This window comes from Paraburkholderia sp. RL18-101-BIB-B (genome assembly GCF_046026985.1).
Classification (GTDB): Bacteria; Pseudomonadota; Gammaproteobacteria; order Burkholderiales; family Burkholderiaceae; genus Paraburkholderia.
In genome coordinates this window covers 291,174-307,308 of the sequence record NZ_JARESV010000002.1, presented here as the reverse complement: position 1 = coordinate 307,308, position 16,135 = coordinate 291,174, and the positions used below count along the sequence as shown (strand labels likewise).

17 protein-coding genes are annotated in these 16,135 nt (G+C 63.6%); 11 read left to right on the top strand and 6 right to left on the bottom strand.

Features of this window, described 5'->3' with window-relative positions; genetic code table 11:
* Window positions 1–15 precede the first annotated feature (15 nt).
* Window positions 16–1,059, top strand: coding sequence for an asparaginase (locus P0D73_RS04360; RefSeq protein ID WP_408288175.1), 1,044 nt, complete (start codon window positions 16–18; stop codon window positions 1,057–1,059).
* 159 nt (window positions 1,060–1,218) lie between these two features.
* Here P0D73_RS04360 and P0D73_RS04355 read toward each other — a convergent pair whose 3' ends face one another.
* The 4 genes from P0D73_RS04355 to gcl all read right to left on the bottom strand — a co-directional run bounded on the left by P0D73_RS04355 (window position 1,219) and on the right by gcl (window position 5,872).
* Window positions 1,219–1,620 (bottom strand): DUF3597 domain-containing protein, encoded by a 402-nt coding sequence (locus P0D73_RS04355; RefSeq protein WP_408288172.1) that lies wholly within the window; start codon window positions 1,618–1,620, stop codon window positions 1,219–1,221.
* A gap of 554 nt (window positions 1,621–2,174) precedes the next feature.
* Complete coding sequence (locus P0D73_RS04350; protein WP_408175605.1) at window positions 2,175–3,083, bottom strand: 2-hydroxy-3-oxopropionate reductase; 909 nt, start codon at window positions 3,081–3,083, stop codon at window positions 2,175–2,177.
* A 97-nt stretch (window positions 3,084–3,180) separates the two neighbouring features.
* On the bottom strand, window positions 3,181–3,990 hold the full coding sequence (gene hyi, locus P0D73_RS04345; RefSeq protein WP_408429935.1) for a hydroxypyruvate isomerase: 810 nt from the start codon (window positions 3,988–3,990) through the stop codon (window positions 3,181–3,183).
* A gap of 106 nt (window positions 3,991–4,096) precedes the next feature.
* Window positions 4,097–5,872 (bottom strand): glyoxylate carboligase, encoded by a 1,776-nt coding sequence (gene gcl / locus P0D73_RS04340; RefSeq protein ID WP_408175603.1) that lies wholly within the window; start codon window positions 5,870–5,872, stop codon window positions 4,097–4,099.
* Between the two features lie 157 nt (window positions 5,873–6,029).
* On the opposite strand from gcl, the gene P0D73_RS04335 reads away from it, so the two are divergent.
* The 10 genes from P0D73_RS04335 (at window position 6,030) to P0D73_RS04290 (ending at window position 13,843) form a co-directional block, all read left to right on the top strand.
* On the top strand, window positions 6,030–6,944 hold the full coding sequence (locus P0D73_RS04335) for a LysR family transcriptional regulator (protein ID WP_408175602.1): 915 nt from the start codon (window positions 6,030–6,032) through the stop codon (window positions 6,942–6,944).
* Between the two features lie 144 nt (window positions 6,945–7,088).
* Window positions 7,089–7,823, top strand: a complete 735-nt coding sequence (locus P0D73_RS04330; protein ID WP_408430255.1) for an RNA polymerase sigma factor — start codon at window positions 7,089–7,091, stop codon at window positions 7,821–7,823.
* Complete coding sequence (locus tag P0D73_RS04325) at window positions 7,813–8,757, top strand: zf-HC2 domain-containing protein (protein WP_408429932.1); 945 nt, start codon at window positions 7,813–7,815, stop codon at window positions 8,755–8,757. Before P0D73_RS04330 ends, P0D73_RS04325 begins: the two co-directional genes overlap by 11 nt.
* A 279-nt stretch (window positions 8,758–9,036) precedes the next feature.
* Window positions 9,037–9,411 carry a 30S ribosomal protein S6 gene (rpsF, locus tag P0D73_RS04320; protein ID WP_006048823.1) on the top strand — a complete coding sequence of 125 codons (375 nt, stop codon included), beginning with the start codon at window positions 9,037–9,039 and terminating at the stop codon, window positions 9,409–9,411.
* 50 nt (window positions 9,412–9,461) lie between these two features.
* A complete protein-coding gene (gene priB / locus P0D73_RS04315) occupies window positions 9,462–9,761 on the top strand; it encodes a primosomal replication protein N (protein ID WP_007182110.1) in 300 nt (99 codons plus the stop codon).
* A gap of 2 nt (window positions 9,762–9,763) precedes the next feature.
* Window positions 9,764–10,039 carry a 30S ribosomal protein S18 gene (gene rpsR, locus P0D73_RS04310; RefSeq protein ID WP_007182109.1) on the top strand — a complete coding sequence of 92 codons (276 nt, stop codon included), beginning with the start codon at window positions 9,764–9,766 and terminating at the stop codon, window positions 10,037–10,039.
* A gap of 27 nt (window positions 10,040–10,066) precedes the next feature.
* On the top strand, window positions 10,067–10,519 hold the full coding sequence (rplI, locus tag P0D73_RS04305) for a 50S ribosomal protein L9 (RefSeq protein ID WP_132374835.1): 453 nt from the start codon (window positions 10,067–10,069) through the stop codon (window positions 10,517–10,519).
* Between the two features lie 173 nt (window positions 10,520–10,692).
* Window positions 10,693–12,078, top strand: a complete 1,386-nt coding sequence (locus tag P0D73_RS04300) for a replicative DNA helicase (RefSeq protein ID WP_064269887.1) — start codon at window positions 10,693–10,695, stop codon at window positions 12,076–12,078.
* 128 nt (window positions 12,079–12,206) lie between these two features.
* Complete coding sequence (locus P0D73_RS04295) at window positions 12,207–12,833, top strand: DUF47 domain-containing protein (RefSeq protein WP_012432805.1); 627 nt, start codon at window positions 12,207–12,209, stop codon at window positions 12,831–12,833.
* Entirely contained in the window at window positions 12,833–13,843 is a 1,011-nt protein-coding gene (locus P0D73_RS04290) for an inorganic phosphate transporter (RefSeq protein ID WP_132374806.1), read from the top strand. The genes P0D73_RS04295 and P0D73_RS04290 overlap by 1 nt, the downstream gene beginning before the upstream one ends.
* A gap of 55 nt (window positions 13,844–13,898) precedes the next feature.
* Here P0D73_RS04290 and P0D73_RS04285 read toward each other — a convergent pair whose 3' ends face one another.
* Window positions 13,899–14,705: an SDR family oxidoreductase gene (locus P0D73_RS04285; protein ID WP_408288156.1), complete on the bottom strand. Its 807-nt coding sequence runs from the start codon at window positions 14,703–14,705 to the stop codon at window positions 13,899–13,901.
* 128 nt (window positions 14,706–14,833) lie between these two features.
* Complete coding sequence (locus P0D73_RS04280; RefSeq protein WP_408429930.1) at window positions 14,834–16,033, bottom strand: NlpC/P60 family protein; 1,200 nt, start codon at window positions 16,031–16,033, stop codon at window positions 14,834–14,836.
* Between the last annotated feature and the right edge of the window lie 102 nt (window positions 16,034–16,135).

The window sequence follows — 16,135 nt, the reverse complement described above, 5'->3', positions numbered from 1 at the left end:
CTTACAATCGCCGCCATGAATACTCCGACTTCTTCCTCCGCTATACCTTCAAACGAAGGCGCCACGCCGCTGCTGCCGCGCATCGTCGTCCTGGCGACCGGCGGCACGATTGCCGGCGCGGCCGCGAGCGCTACCAACACATCCGGTTATCAGGCCGGTGTGATCGGTGTCGAGCAACTGCTGGCCGTGGTGCCGGCCTTGTCCACGGTGGCGCAAATCGAGCGCGAGCAGATTGCGAGCGTCGACAGCAAGGACATGGCGATGCCGCTGTGGACCACGCTCGCGCAACGCATCAACACGCTGCTCGCCGACGACGACATCGACGGCGTGGTGGTCACGCACGGCACCGACACGCTCGAAGAAACCGCTTACCTGCTGCATCTGACCATCAAGTCGGACAAGCCCGTCGTGCTGACGGCGGCCATGCGCCCGGCGTCGGCGCTGTCCGCCGACGGCCCGCTGAATCTGCTGAACGCCGTGACGGTTGCGGCGCACGCAGCCTCGCGCGGGCAGGGCGTGCTGGTGGCCTTCAACAACAGGATCCATAGCGCGCGCGACGTGGTCAAGACGAGCACCTACGCGGTCGATGCTTTTCATTCGCCCGAAATCGGCGCGCTCGGCTGGGTGCAGGACGGTCGCGTCGAATTCCAGCGCGGCGTGGTGCGTCCGCATACGCTTGCGACCGAATTCGTGATCGGCGCGAAGTGGCCGCATGTGGAGATCGTCGTGAGTTACGCGGGCGTCTCGCGCATTGCCGTGGACGCGTTGGTTGCCGCTGGTGTGCGTGGCATCGTCGTGGCGGGCACGGGCAACGGCTCGATTCACGCTTCGGTGCAGCAGGCATTGGCCGATGCCGCTTCGCAAGGCGTCGTGGTGGTGCGTGCTTCGCGTGTGGGTTCGGGACATGTGATGCGCAATGGCGCAGCCGCCGACGACGCGCTCGGTTTCGTCAGCGCAGGTTCGCTGAATCCGTACAAGGCACGCGTGTTGCTGATGCTGGCATTGGCCGCGGGCGGCACAGGGCCGGTTGCGTTGCAGAAGACTTTCGATACGTACTGATTGATTGAGCACGGACGGCCCGGTTCAAAGTCGCAACCGTGTCTCGCGCATGAAGCTTAAATGACAACGCGGCGCCCAGGTCATCGACCCGAGCGCCGCGTTGTCGTTTCAGCTTGAGGTTTGTCGCTATCGCCAGAGATAGGCGGTGTCGGCAAGCAGTTAGTCCGCCAGATCCGCAGGCAACTTTCCGCCGTTCGCCGCCAGCGCTTTCATCACCTGCTTGTGCAGCCAGATGTTCATGCTCGCCGAATCGTTCGTGTCGCCGCTGTACTTCAATTCCTTGGCGAGCTCCTTGCGATGCTCGAGGCTGCTGTCGACGCCGAGCGCCTTCAGCGTGTCGACGATCGAGATCCGCCAGTTCAGCGTTTGCCCGCTCTCGCTCACGAACTGGTCCATCACGACAGCGACGTCGACGTCGGCCAGCGGCGCGGGCGCCGGTGCAGCCGCCGGCGCAGCAGCTTGCGCCGCTGCCGGATCCGGTGTCGGCTCAACCGCGGGCGCAGGCTGGTCGGGCTTCGCTTTGCCGAAGAGCTTGTTTACGATGTCACCAAAGATGCTCATTCTGAATCCTTTGCAGAGGGGTTACTGGCGCGAGCACATTCCGCTCACGGGTGAACACTGGTTGGGAATCGGGCGAATGATGCAGAGGACATGCGTTGCCTTGATCGGCAAGCCGCACTTGAATGCCGATACGCCCGCAACCAGACTCAACGAGTGTAGGAGAAAAGCGCGGACCGATGTGTCAAAAAAGGTCGTGCAAAGGGGACGGAGTTGCAAGCAAATGCAAGCGGACTTGCGAGCACACGTGCGAGGAGACCTGCAAAGAGAGGTGCCGGCAGGCGGCGTCATGACGCACCCGCTGCGAGAGTTTGGCCGAAAAAGCATAAGCATCGTTAAACATGAAATCCGACAGCCGGACACCCGACGACGACGTCTGACCGACCAAGGCTTCCCCGGCGCCGCCGGGTGCCGCTGCGGACCCCACTTGCCGCTCTCAGCCCAGAGCGGCACGATTTGCCCGTTCCGCCGTGCTTGCCGCACGACGAACCGGGCGCCCCACCTGCGACTGCCATGACGTTGAGCATGCAACGATCACGGCAGTCCGTATCACTTCCTCAAGCTGCCTTGGCTTCGCTGCCCGGCGCTTGCGCGACTTCGTAATTCGCCATGATTTCGAGCGCGCGCACCATCGCCGAGTGATCCCATGCCTTGCCGCCATTCGCCGCGCATACGCTGAACAGTTGCTGCGCGCTTGCTGTATGCGGCAGGGCGATACCCAGCTTGCGTGCGCCGTCGAGTGCGAGGTTCAGATCCTTCTGGTGCAGTTCGATGCGGAAGCCCGGATCGAAGGTGCGCTTGGTCATGCGCTCGCCGTGCACTTCGAGAATCCGCGACGAGGCGAAGCCGCCCATCAGCGCCTTGCGCACACGTTCCGGATCGGCGCCCGAGCGCGAGGCGAACAGCAGCGCTTCGGCCACCGCTTCGATGTTCAGCGCGACGATGATCTGGTTCGCGACCTTGCAGGTCTGACCCGCGCCGTTGTCGCCGATCAGCGAGATGTTCTTGCCCATCAGTTCGAACAGCGGCCTGGCCGTGGCGAAGGCTTTTTCCGGACCGCCCACCATGATCGTCAGCGTCGCTTCACGCGCGCCGACTTCGCCGCCGGAGACCGGCGCGTCGAGATAGTCGACGCCGAGCGCGTTGATCTTCTTCGCGAACGCTTGCGTGTCGAGCGGCGAGATCGAGCTCATGTCGATCACGAGCTTGCCGTTCGAGAGGCCGGCGGCGACGCCGTCGTCGGCGAACAGCACGTTGGCGACGTCAGGCGTGTCCGGCACCATGATGATGACGATGTCGGCGGCCTGCGCGACAGCGGTCGAATTCGCGACGACGCTCGTCGTTTTGCTCAGATCTTCCGGCACCGGGTATGCGCCATTCACGAACAGCGAGTGGCCGCCCTTGATGAGGTTGCGCGCCATGTGCGCGCCCATGATGCCGAGGCCGATGAAACCGATCTTTGCCATGTGTCTAAATCTCCAGTGTTGTTTGGTGTCCCGCAAAGGGGACGTCCTTCGGGGCGAGAAGCGCCTGATCCGACCGATCAATGCAGCGATGCGGCGCTCAGGCGGCGGCGTGAGCCGCACCGCGGGTTTGCCCGGCCACGCTCTGCACCCAGCCGAGGCCGGCGGCCGTGGTCGTGCGCGGTTTGTATTCGCAGCCGACGTAGCCGTCGTAGCCGAGCGAGTCGAGCAGATCGAACAGGAACGGGTAGTTGATTTCGCCGGTGCCCGGTTCGTTGCGGCCGGGGTTGTCGGCGAGCTGGATGTGCGCGATCTGCGGCAGGTTCTTCTTGATGGTCGCCGCGAGTTCGCCTTCCATCCGTTGCATGTGATAGATGTCGTATTGCAGGAACAGATTGTCCGAACCGACTGCGCGAATCACGTCGAGGCCTTCGCCCGAGCGGTTCAGTGCGAAGCCCGGAATGTCGTAGGAATTGCACGGCTCGACCAGCAGCTTGATGCCGGCCTTCTTCAGTTCGCCCGCGGCGAAGCGCAGGTTGTCGACGATCGTCGAGCGTGCCTTGTCCGCATCGACGCCGGCCGTCGGAATGCCAACGAGGCAGTTCAGTTGCGGCACCTTCAGTGCGGTCGCGTATTCGATCGCGCGGCCGACGCCTTCCTGGAACTCGCTCACGCGATCCGGCAGGCACGCAATGCCGCGTTCGCCCGCTTCCCAGTTGCCCGCGGGCAGGTTGTGCAGCACCAGCTTCAGGCGATTCGGCTGAAGACGTTCGCTCAATTCGGCGATCTGATACGGATACGGAAACAGGAACTCGACGGCATGAAAGCCCGCGTCCGCCGCAGCCGCAAAGCGGTCGAGGAACGGGACTTCGTTGAACAGCATGGTGAGATTCGCTGCAAATTTCGGCATGGTGCGTCTGTCTCTCTGGTCGGTCAGTGGAATAACTTTCGTGAGGCGGTTCGGTGTTGCTGAACCGCGCTCAAGTGATGCTTATTTGTTCAACACGTCAGGCCGCTCAGTCGAGCATGCTGATCGCGGTCGGTGCGTCTTCGCGCTTCGCGGCCAGTTCTTCGAACTCGTTGATCGCGTCGATCTCGGTGCCCATCGAAATGTTGGTCACACGCTCGAGGATCACTTCGACGATCACCGGCACGTTGAACTCGGAGAGCATCGACTGCGCCTTCAGCAGCGCGGGCTTCAGTTCTTCCGGCTTGAACACGCGGATCGCCTTGCAACCCAGGCCTTCCGCCACCGCGACGTGATCCACGCCGTAGCCGTTCATTTCCGGCGCGTTGATGTTCTCGAAGCCGAGCTGCACGCAGAAGTCCATGTCGAACGCGCGCTGGGCCTGGCGGATCAGGCCGAGGTACGAGTTGTTCACCACCACATGCACATATGGCAGCTTGAATTGCGCGCCGGCTGCCAGTTCTTCGATCATGAACTGGAAGTCGTAGTCGCCCGAGAGCGCGACGATCGAACGTTGCGGGTCGGCCGCACGCACGCCGAGCGCTGCCGGAATCGTCCAGCCGAGCGGGCCCGCCTGGCCGCAGTTGATCCAGTTGCGCGCCTTGTAGACATGCAGGAACTGCGCGCCGGCGATCTGCGAAAGACCGATCGTGCTCACGTAGCACGTGTCGCGGCCGAACACCTGGTTCATCTCTTCGTAGACGCGCTGCGGCTTCATCGGCACGTTGTCGAAGTGCGTCTTGCGCAGCATCGTCTTCTTGCGTTGCTGGCAGTCGGCGACCCATGCGCCGCGGTCCTTCAGCTTGCCCGCGGCCTTCCATTCCTGCGCCACTTCGACGAACAGTTCGAGCGCGGCCTTGGCGTCCGACACGATGCCCAGATCCGGGCCGAACACGCGGCCGATCTGCGTCGGTTCGATATCGACGTGCACGAACTTGCGGCCCTTCGTATACACCTCGACGCTGCCCGTGTGACGGTTCGCCCAGCGGTTGCCGATGCCGAGCACGAAGTCGGAGGCGAGCATCGTCGCATTGCCGTAGCGGTGCGAGGTTTGCAGGCCGACCATGCCGGCCATCAACGGATGGTCGTCGGGAATCGCACCCCACGACATCAGCGTCGGGATCACCGGCACGCCGACGGTTTCAGCGAACGTGACGAGCAGGTCTTCAGCGGCTGCGTTCAGCACGCCGCCACCCGAGACGATCAACGGCTTGTCCGAGTTGTTCAGCAACGTGAGCGCGGCTTCGATCTGCTTGCGCGTCGCTTTCGGCTTGTAGACCGGCAGCGGTTCGTACGTGTCGATGTCGAATTCGATTTCGGCGAGCTGCACGTCGATCGGCAGATCGACCAGCACCGGACCCGGGCGGCCCGAGCGCATCAGGTGGAAAGCCTGTTGGAACACGCGCGGCACCAGCGCCGGTTCACGCACGGTGACGGCCCACTTGGTGACGGGCTTGGCGATCGATTCGATATCGACGGCCTGGAAGTCTTCCTTGTACAAACGCGCGCGCGGCGCCTGACCCGTGATGGCGAGAATAGGAATGGAGTCGGCCTGAGCCGAGTACAAACCGGTGATCATGTCGGTGCCGGCGGGGCCCGACGTGCCGATACACACGCCGATGTTGCCCGGTTGGGCGCGCGTATAGCCTTCGGCCATATGCGACGCGCCTTCGACGTGGCGGGCCAGCACGTGGCTGATGTTGCCTGCCTTGCGCATGGCCGAGTAGAACGGGTTGATCGCTGCGCCCGGAACGCCGAATGCGGTGTCGATGCCTTCTTTTTCGAGCACCAGCACGGCTGCGTCGACGGCTCTCATCTTGGCCATGAATGTCTCCTGAATGTCTGGGAATGGGCGAATTAAACGTGTTGAGTGCACTTTAGGCTTGACGTAAAGGTTTGATAAGATCAGTCCGGGTCGCTTATTTCGAAACAAAAAGTATGGAATGGCCCGCAGCCTGGCGCCCGGCCAGTTGGAGACAAAAATGGACCGCTTCAAACAGATCGAAACCTTCGTGCGCGTCGCGGACGCGGGCAGCCTGGCGGCGGCCGCGCTGGAGGAGGGCGTGTCGCCGGTGATTCTCGGCCGCCGCATCGACGCGCTGGAAAAGCGCCTCGGCGTCAAACTGATGTACCGGTCGACGCGCCGGCTGGTGGTCAGCGAAGACGGCGCCGCGTTTCTGGAGCGCTGCCGGGGCCTGCTGACCGAGTGGGATCAGGCGGAAAACGAACTGAGCGCCGGGCGGCGCGCCGTGAACGGCCATCTGATCGTGTCGGCGCCGGCCGCGTTCGGGCGCAAGCACGTCGCGCCGCTCGCGCCGACGTTTCTCGCCGACAAGCCGGAATTGCAGGTGTCGTTCAATCTGACCGACCGGGTGGTGGATCTGGTGCGCGAGGGTTACGACCTGTCGATCCGCATCGGCGGCGCGGTCGATCCGAATTTCGTGGCGGTCAAGCTGGCGTCGAACCGGCGCGTGGTGTGCGGCACGCCGGAGTATTTTCGCCAGCACGGCAGGCCGAAAACACTCGAAGACCTGCCGCAGCACAACTGTCTCGCGTTCAATCTGCAAGGCGGACAGAACCGCGGCTGGTACTTCCGCCGCAACGGCAAGCTGGCGACGGTGCGGGTGGGCGGCACGCTCGACTGCAACGACGGCGAGCTGCTGCACCGCTGGGTGTCGGAAGGGCTCGGGCTCGGCTGGCGCTCCACGTGGGAGATCCAGCAGCAACTGGCGCGCGGCGAGCTGGAAACGGTACTCGACGAATTCGCGCTGCCCGACTACGACATTCTCGCGGTCTATCCGCAGCAGCGGTATGTGCCGGCCAAGGTGCGGTACTTCATCGATTATCTGAAAGAGGTGTACGCCAGCGAGGATTACTGGAACCGCCCGGCCTACTGACAGGCGGGCGCGCGTCGGCCCGGTCGGATTTTTGGCGGATTTCGTTCGGCGGCGGGAATAAACTTCGCAAATGCCCGGTTATGCGCTGTAGAGAGTGTCACGACGAGCTCCATCGCATAGCCCGCAATGCCCTGGAGGGCCGAGGTGGTCCAGACCGATTCAGAACCTGTCCGCGCGCACGGCGAGTCCGAAGCAGCGAGGAGCCGGCGCTTTCAGCAGATGGCGCTGCCGCACCTCGATGCCGCGTATAACCTTGCGCGCTGGTTGTGCGGTAACGCCAGCGATGCCGACGATGTCGTGCAGGAAGCCTTCATGCGCGCGTTTCGCTTCTTCGACACCTTTCGCGGCGATTCGGCGCGGCCGTGGCTGCTGGCGATCGTGCGCCGCACCTGGTACACGGAATGGCGACGGCGGGCTTCGTCGCACGAAACGGTCGAGTTCGACGACACCATGGACGACGCCACCTTCGACGGCTGGAGCGTGGGCGGCGCCGACCCGCAAGCGCTCCTGATCCGCGACGAGGACTCGAAGCTCGTGCACGAGGCGCTCGCGCAGTTGCCGGTCGAATATCGGGAAGTGCTGACGCTGCGGGAGCTGGAGGAGATGGGCTACAAGGAGATCGCGGCGGTGGCCGACGTGCCGATCGGCACGGTGATGTCCCGGCTCGCGCGGGGGCGTCGCAAGCTAGCCGCGCTGCTCATGGAGAAACAGGGGGGCGCAGCGGCGTCGCACAGGTCGTCCACGTGCGCGGGGCCCGGCCCAGGTAAATCGGCCACGGCGAGCGTGACCCCATTGCGGGCGTCCGCCAACGGCCGGCCACTCAACACGCCAGGCGGCAGCGCCGCCGGCAACGCTCAGGAGACGCCAGATGGACTGTAACGAAGCGCGGCCGCTCCTCGACGCGAACGCCGATCACGAATTACCCGCGCCGGATGCCCGGCGCGTCCAGCAGCATATCGAGAGCTGCGCCGCCTGCCGGCGCGAAAGCGAGAACCTGCGGGCCTTGAGTGGCGCGGTGCGCGCGGCGCCTTATCATCGTGCGCCGCAGTCGCTGCGTGAGCGGATCGTTGCCGGGTTGCCGCCCGTCGAGGAACCGGTTGCGGCGGCGGAGGCGCCGGTTGCCAACGTCAAGACGCCGCCGCGCGAGCGTGCGCGGCGGGGCTGGCTTGATCGCTGGCTGGACGGCCGGCGCGCGCCGCAAGGCGGCTTCGGCTGGCCGACGGGCGCGGGCGGCTCGGTTGGCTCAGGCGGCGTGTTTGCGCGCGGCTGGCTGACGGCGCTGGTCGTCGCGTTGTGCGCGGTCGCGGCGGGCGTGGCGTTGAACCTGCGCCGGCCGGCGGACTTCGGGCCGTTCGCCGACGAACTGGTGGAAAGCCACGTGCGCGCGCAGGTGTCGGGGCGCGACATCGACGTGATTTCGACGGACCGGCATACGGTCAAGCCGTGGTTCAATGGCCGGCTCGACTATTCGCCGCCGGTCGAGGATCTGGCGGCGAACGGCTTCGCGCTGGAAGGCGGGCGTCTGGACTACCTCGCGCATCAGCGGGTGGCCGTGCTGGTGTACCGCTACCAGAAGCACGTGATCGACGTGTACGTCTTTCCGCAGACCGGTTCCGGCGGTACAGGCCGAGACACCGGCGGCGCGGTGCCCGCGACGCTCGGTCGGGAAGGCTACTCGATCGCGCACTGGAACGCGGAAGGCATGACCTGGTGGGCGATCTCGGACGCCGCGCCCGATGCGCTGAAGGGGCTGGAAGTGGCGTTGAAGGCGCGGCTGCAAAGCGGCAGCGAGCGCACGGAAGCGGGCTCGTAGACGGCAAATGGCGGCTTGGCGGCCTTGGCGGGCCGCCAGGCCCCGCCGGCTGCTCTTGCTTAACGCGAAAAGGCTGACCGCCCGTTTCAGGCTGCCCCGCACGAAATGCTGCATCCGGCTTCGCGGCGCCACCGCCTAAACCCTTGAAAACACACCCGATTCACGCGCCGCAATAACGGGATGCCTTGCAACCCGGCCCCATTCGGGTTACACTCTTTGGCTTCTCACTTGCCACACCGGTTCCGACGCCCGGGTGGCTTTAATCCACAAGGAGTGTGTATGCGTCATTATGAAATCGTCTTTATCGTGCATCCCGATCAGAGCGAGCAAGTGCCCGCCATGATCGAGCGTTACAAGAGCACGATCACGTCGCACGGTGGCCAGATCCACCGTATCGAAGACTGGGGCCGTCGCCAACTGGCCTACATGATCGAGAAACTCGCGAAGGCTCACTACGTCTGCATGAACATCGAATGCGACCAAACCACGCTCGACGAGCTGGAACACGCATTCAAGTTCAACGACGCTGTTCTGCGTCACCTGATCGTCAAGATGAAGAAGGCCGAAACCGGCCCGTCGCCGATGATGAAGGAAGTGCAGCGCGAAGAAGCCAAGAAGTCGGCTGCTACGCAACCGTCCGAAGCGCAGGCTTAAGACACACTATTTAAGCTACCAGATTCAGCGTCGTTCTCGCCAAAGGCTACATGAACCGGCTGCAACTCACGGCCAGCGTCGTCGAACGCGAACCGGTGCGGTACACCCCCGCCGGCGTTCCGATTGCAGGCTGCACGTTGCACCATCGCACGGAAGTCGTCGAAGCCGGCATCGCCCGGCAAGTCGAACTGACCATGCAGGCAGTAGCCGCGGGCGAGGCGAGCGGTAAGCTGGAAAGCTGTCAGATGGGCGTAGAAACGCTCTTCACAGGCTTTCTGGCGAAAAAGCACCGCAACGCAAGAACTCTGGTATTTCACATCACAGCATTGCAGGACATTGGAAAGGACTAAACATGCCCCGCCCGACTGGTAAGAAATTCGACAAGCGTCGTCAGCAACAAAATCCGCTCTTCAAGCGCAAGAAGTTCTGCCGTTTCACGGCCGCTGGCGTCGATCACATCGACTACAAGGACCTCGAAACGCTGAAGGACTTCATCGGCGAAAACGGCAAGATCACGCCGGCGCGTCTCACGGGTACGAAGTCGCACTATCAACGCCAGCTGGACACGGCAATCAAGCGCGCACGTTTCCTCGCGCTGGTGCCGTACACCGACCAGCACAAGGCCTAACCCGACGACGCGATAAGGAGTCTCCGAATGCAAATTATTCTTCTGGAAAAAGTCGTCAATCTGGGCAACCTGGGCGATATCGTGAAGGTCAAGGACGGTTACGCACGTAACTTCCTGATCCCGAACAAGCAAGCTCGCCGTGCAACGAAGGAAGCCCTGGCTGAATTCGAAGTGCGCCGTGCAGAACTCGAAAAAGTCGCCGCTGAAAAGCTGGCTGCGGCTCAAGCTCAAGGCGAAAAGCTGGGCGGCTCGACGGTTCAGATCAATCAGAAGGCTGGCGTCGACGGCCGTCTGTTCGGTTCGGTGACGAACGCGGACATCGCTGAAGCTCTGGTCAAGCAAGGCTTCGCAGTGGAAAAGGCGCAAGTGCGTCTGCCGGAAGGCCCGCTGAAGATGGTTGGCGAACACGCAGTTCAAATCTCGCTGCACACCGACGTTCTGGTCGATGTGACGGTGGCTGTGATCGGCGAGCACGTCTAAGTCGACCGCGTCTAAGCCGACCGCGTCTAAGCATCAAATAGCATCTGCCAGGAGGTTGCTGGCAAAAGGCAGGGGCCGGGGAACCGGCCCCTGTTTTTTTGTGCCCGTTTTTTTGTTTTTCCCGCTCGCCGCAGCCGCCCGCGCGCCCCCGATTTGCCCGATAATCCCTCTCCATGAACGCACCGTCCAAAGATCCCCAACTCGAGTCGCTGAAAGTCCCGCCGCATTCGATCGAGGCCGAGCAATCGGTGCTGGGCGGCCTGCTGCTCGACAATGCCGCGTGGGACCGCATCGCCGACTTCCTGTCGCAGAGCGATTTTTACCGCTACGACCACCGTATCATCTTCGAGCACATCGGCAAGCTGATCGCGGCCACGCGTCCGGCCGACGTAATCACCGTGTACGAGGCGCTCGGCACCTCGGGCAAGGCGGAAGAGGTCGGCGGTCTCGCCTATCTGAACGCGCTGGCGCAGAACACGCCGAGCGCGGCCAACATCCGCCGCTACGCGGAAATCGTGCGCGATCGCGCGGTGTTGCGCCGGCTGGTCTCGGTTGCCGATGAAATCTCGGCCGACGCCTTCAATCCGCAGGGCAAAGAAGTCCGCCAGCTGCTGGACGAGGCCGAGTCGAAGGTGTTTTCGATCGCCGAAGACGGCGCGCGCGGCACGCAAGGCTTTCTCGAAATCGGGCCGCTGCTCACGGAAGTGGTCGAGCGGATCGACACGCTGTATCACACCGCCAATCCGAGCGACGTAACGGGCACGCCGACCGGCTTTGTCGATCTGGACCGCATGACTTCGGGCATGCACGGCGGCGAGCTGATCATCGTCGCGGGCCGTCCGTCGATGGGTAAAACGGCGTTTTCGATGAACGTCGGCGAATACGTGGCGGTCGAGTACGGCTTGCCGGTTGCGGTGTTCTCGATGGAAATGCCGGGTTCACAGCTCACCATGCGTATGCTCGGCTCGGTCGGGCGGCTGGATCAGCACCGCATGCGAACCGGGCGCCTGACTGACGAGGATTGGCCGAAGCTCACTCACGCCGTGCAGAAAATGAGCGAGGCGCAGATTTTCATCGACGAAACCGGCGGTCTGAACCCGATGGAATTGCGCTCGCGCGCGCGCCGATTGTCGCGCCAGTGCGGCAAGCTCGGGTTGATCATCATCGACTATTTGCAGCTGATGAGCGGCTCGTCGTCGGGTGAAAACCGCGCGACCGAAATCTCGGAAATCTCGCGTTCGCTGAAGAGTCTCGCCAAGGAACTCGACGTGCCGGTAATCGCCTTGTCGCAGCTCAACCGGGGTCTCGAGCAGCGTCCGAACAAGCGGCCGATCATGTCGGACTTGCGCGAATCCGGCGCTATCGAACAGGATGCCGACGTGATCCTGTTCATTTACCGCGACGAAGTGTACAACCCGGACAGTCCGGACAAAGGCACGGCCGAGATCATCATCGGTAAACAGCGGAATGGTCCGATCGGCCCCGTTCGGCTCACGTTCCATGGCCAATTCACGAAGTTCGACAACTTTGCCGGCGCGCAGAATTTCTACAGCGATTGAGCGGAGAAGTGAAGCGATAACTGGAGCGTCGTTGTAACGGCGCTTTCAAAAGTGCGGCTCGGGTCTCGCAACGGTACAATGTGGCGGTTTTATGTCAGCCATAAATGTGACCAATTTTCGGGATCCCAATGTTCGGTCGATTCATGCCCACCGAGGGCAAGTTCTTTGAAATTTTCAATGCGCACGCAACGTGCATCGTCTCTGCAAGCCGCGAACTCGAGCTGCTGATCGACAACCTGCAGGACGCCGAGACCCATAAGCAAAACGTGCAGAAAGCCGAGAAGGCCGCTGACAAGCTCACGCACGAAACCATCGACCTGCTGCACAAGACGTTCATCACGCCGCTCGACCGTGACGAGATCCACAAGCTGATCACCACGATGGACGACATCCTCGATTTGATGGAGGACGTCGCCACCGCCATTTCGCTGTACGACGTGCAGGCCGTGACCTCCGAGGCGAGCCAGTTGGCGCACATCTGCACGGCAACCTCTGAGCGCGTGCAGTTCGCCGTGAGCCTGTTGTCCGACATGAAGCAGGCGAGCCAGATCCTGAAGGCCTGCGAGGACATCGACCGTCTGGAATCGGAAGCCGACCGCGTGCTGCGCTCCGCCATGTCGAAACTGTTCCGCGAAGAAGACAACGTCAAGACCCTGATCAAGCTGAAAGCGATCTATGAATTGCTCGAAACGATCACGGACAAGTGTGAGGATGTAGCGAACATCATCGAAGGCATCGTGCTGGAAAACGCATAATGCAATCGATACAACTCGCAATCTGGGTCGTCACCGGCCTGGTCGCCGTCGCGCTGATTTTCGACTTCATGAACGGCTTCCACGACGCAGCCAATTCGATCGCCACGGTCGTCTCGACCGGCGTGCTGAAGCCGCAGCAGGCGGTGGCCTTCGCGGCGGCTTTCAACGTCATCGCGTATTTCGTGTTTCACCTGAAAGTGGCGGCGACCGTCGGCAAGGGCACGATCGACCCGAATATCGTCGACCATTACGTGATTTTCGGTGCGCTGGTCGGCGCGATCGGCTGGAACATCATCACCTGGCACTACGGCATTCCGTCGAGTTCCTCGCATGCGCTGATCGGCGGCCTGGTGGGCGCGGCGCTCGCCAAATCGGGTTGGGGCTCGCTGAATTTCGACGGCCTGATGAAGACGGTCGCCTTCATCTTCATTTCGCCGCTGCTCGGCTTCGTGCTCGGCTCGTTCTTCATGCTGGCGGTGTCGTGGATCTACTTCCGCACGCCGCCGAGCAAGGTCGACCGGCGTTTCCGGCGCCTGCAACTGGTGTCGGCGGGCTTGTATAGCCTCGGCCACGGCGGCAACGACGCGCAGAAAACCATCGGCATTATCTGGATGCTGCTGATCGCTACCGGCTATGCGTCGTCGTTTGCGGATGCGCCGCCGCTGTGGGTGATTGGCGGCTGTTATCTCTCCATGGGCGTCGGCACGCTGTTCGGCGGCTGGCGCATTGTCCGCACGATGGGCCAGAAGATCACCAAGCTCAAGCCGGTCGGCGGCTTTTGTGCGGAGACGGGTGGCGCGATCACGCTGTTTACCGCGTCATGGCTCGGCATTCCGGTGTCCACCACGCATACCATTACCGGCGCGATCGTCGGTGTCGGCGCGACGCAGAAGCTGAGCGCGGTGCGTTGGGGCGTGGCCGGCAACATCGTGTGGGCGTGGATTCTGACGATCCCGGCTTCCGCGGCGCTCTCCGGCGCTGCATGGTGGCTCGGCCACCGCTTCCTGTAAGCGCGCGGCGGCGCTGACCACCGCGTTATCACACTCGGGGTTCGAAGCGCGCCGTCTAGATCAGCGGCGCGCTGCCTCCATCCATCGGGACGATTGCGCCCGTCACATAGCTCGCGCGGCGGCTCGCCAGAAACAGCGCGACGTCAGCGATTTCCTCCGGTTTGGCATAGCGTCCGAGCGGCACTTTGGCCTGCCCGCGCGCGAGCGCTTCCGCGCTCTCGATGCCTTGCTGCGTCGCTTCGAGCTTGACCGCCTCCTCGACACGCTCGGTCAGCGTCGCGCCGGGGTTGATCGCGTTGATGCGGATGCCGTAGCGCGCGTAATAGTGGGCGAGGCCGACGGTGGCGAGCATCAGCGCGGCGTTCGCGGCGCCGCCTGCAATATGGATGTCGCTCGCGATCTTGCCGCCCATGCCGATGATGTTGACGATCGTGCCGGGCTCGCCGCCGTTGCTGGATTTGGCGCGCTCGGCCATGCGGCGCAGCACTTCCTGCTGGGGATAGATGTAGGGGAAGTATTTCGCTTCCATGGTGGCACGGAACGCGTCGGCATCGAGCGTTTCCGGGTCGTAGCGGCGCGCGGCGCCGGCGCTGTTGATCAGTATGTCGATCGGGCCGACCGCGGTGCTGACTTCCTCGACGATATCGGCGGCGCTGTGCGGTTCGTGCAGATCGGCGCGGGTCCGGTGCACGTGCAGGCCTTCCTGCTTCAACTGCTCGTAAGCGCGCGCGAGGTTCGCGGGATCGCGCGAGACGATCGCGACTTTCGCGCCTTCGAGCGCAAACGCGCGGGCGCAGGCGAACCCGATCCCCTTGCTGCCGCCCGTGATCAACACCACCTTGTCTTTAAGCCCGAGATCCATCGTCATCACCCGCTGTCGAAAGAATATCGATGACGATAGCAGATCGGCGGGGTCGTTGTGGCGTGCGGGGCGATGGCGACGCGCATGATGGCGCGCAAGTTGGCGCGGCTGAGCCCCGCGTGATGGCGTCAGTAGTTGCCGTTGGCGAAGCGGGCGATCGGATCGTCGTTGGTTTGCGTGGGGGCCGGCATGCCGCGCGAGGCCGTCGACGCGCGCATGATCTGCACGCTGCCATTCTCATCGGCTTGCTGCGCTTGTCGAGCCTGGCGCGCGGCGACGGACGCGGGCGGCGGTGGCTCGAACGCGTCGGCGGCGGCATCGATTGGATCGGGCGCGCGGGCGGCCGCCGTTTGCGCAGCGGTGCGTGAAGCCGTCGGCTGTTGTTGAGCGGGCGCGCCGGCGTCATACGCGCTGCCTTGAGCCGCCTGAACCGGCGTCGGCGATACGGCGCCCGCCGCGCGTGCCTGGATCTGCGCTGCGCTCATTCCGGGCGGTGGTGGTTCGAACGGATCGGCTTGGGGCGTGGCCGCGGTCGTTGTCGGTTGCGCCTCAGTGGTCAACGGCGCGCGCGGCGTCGCCGCGACGCGGGCTGTCTGCTGCGATTGCGATTGGGGTTGCAGCGCGCCTGCGGCATAAACCGGCTGCTGTGTGGCTGTCTTCGCCGACGTCGGCGCCACGGCCGCCGCCGTACCCGCATAAGCCGGCGCCGTCTGCGCCACAGGCGCGACGCGCTCAGGCTGGGGCGCCGCCGCCTGATAACTCGGCGTATCGAACGGCGCCGGCGTCGCAGCCGGTCCGGCCACGCGACGAATCCCGTCAAAACGCTTGGCCCAATACGGATTGGTCAGATAGTCGAGCCGCACCGTGCCACCGGTCGACGGCGCGTTGACGAAGCGCAGCTTGCCCACATAAATGCCGACGTGCGAATGCGCGCGCCCCGTCGTGTTGAAGAAAATCAGATCGCCCGGGGCGATCCCGTCCGGTTCGATCGATTCGCCGCGCCCGCTCATGTCCGCCGTCGTGCGAGGCAGATTCACCGACGCCGCGCGCAAGACGACATAGCGAACCAATCCGCTGCAATCGAAGCCGCTGTCCGGCGTATTGCCGCCCCAGCGGTATGGAATGCCGACGAGGCTCATCGCCTGAATCGAGATTTCCTCGCGGCCGATGCTGTGGTCGACGAAATTCGGAAAGCCGGGCGGCGGAGCATGATAAGCGCCGTTCGCCACTACGACCGAGCCGCCCGAGCGCGACGACGTTTTCTGCGGCGCGCCGGCGCAGGCGGCGAGCAGCAGAACGGTCAGCAGCGAAAAGGCGAGTCGGCGCATGAAGACGAGGAGAGCGGTAAACGCCCGTTTAACGACGAACGATGTCGGGATGGTAGCCCTTGGAACCTCGCTCCGGCAAGAATTCTTGACAAATTACATGAA

Coding starts and splice junctions, on each gene's coding strand:
- priB (WP_007182110.1), top strand. CDS start 9,462: ATGAACCGGCTGCAACTCACGGCCAGCGTCGTCGAACGCGAACCGGTG.
- P0D73_RS04290 (WP_132374806.1), top strand. CDS start 12,833: ATGCAATCGATACAACTCGCAATCTGGGTCGTCACCGGCCTGGTCGCC.
- rplI (WP_132374835.1), top strand. CDS start 10,067: ATGCAAATTATTCTTCTGGAAAAAGTCGTCAATCTGGGCAACCTGGGC.
- rpsF (WP_006048823.1), top strand. CDS start 9,037: ATGCGTCATTATGAAATCGTCTTTATCGTGCATCCCGATCAGAGCGAG.
- P0D73_RS04300 (WP_064269887.1), top strand. CDS start 10,693: ATGAACGCACCGTCCAAAGATCCCCAACTCGAGTCGCTGAAAGTCCCG.
- P0D73_RS04280 (WP_408429930.1), bottom strand. CDS start 16,033: ATGCGCCGACTCGCCTTTTCGCTGCTGACCGTTCTGCTGCTCGCCGCC.
- P0D73_RS04355 (WP_408288172.1), bottom strand. CDS start 1,620: ATGAGCATCTTTGGTGACATCGTAAACAAGCTCTTCGGCAAAGCGAAG.
- rpsR (WP_007182109.1), top strand. CDS start 9,764: ATGCCCCGCCCGACTGGTAAGAAATTCGACAAGCGTCGTCAGCAACAA.
- P0D73_RS04325 (WP_408429932.1), top strand. CDS start 7,813: ATGGACTGTAACGAAGCGCGGCCGCTCCTCGACGCGAACGCCGATCAC.
- hyi (WP_408429935.1), bottom strand. CDS start 3,990: ATGCCGAAATTTGCAGCGAATCTCACCATGCTGTTCAACGAAGTCCCG.
- P0D73_RS04360 (WP_408288175.1), top strand. CDS start 16: ATGAATACTCCGACTTCTTCCTCCGCTATACCTTCAAACGAAGGCGCC.
- P0D73_RS04350 (WP_408175605.1), bottom strand. CDS start 3,083: ATGGCAAAGATCGGTTTCATCGGCCTCGGCATCATGGGCGCGCACATG.
- P0D73_RS04295 (WP_012432805.1), top strand. CDS start 12,207: ATGTTCGGTCGATTCATGCCCACCGAGGGCAAGTTCTTTGAAATTTTC.
- P0D73_RS04335 (WP_408175602.1), top strand. CDS start 6,030: ATGGACCGCTTCAAACAGATCGAAACCTTCGTGCGCGTCGCGGACGCG.
- gcl (WP_408175603.1), bottom strand. CDS start 5,872: ATGGCCAAGATGAGAGCCGTCGACGCAGCCGTGCTGGTGCTCGAAAAA.
- P0D73_RS04285 (WP_408288156.1), bottom strand. CDS start 14,705: ATGGATCTCGGGCTTAAAGACAAGGTGGTGTTGATCACGGGCGGCAGC.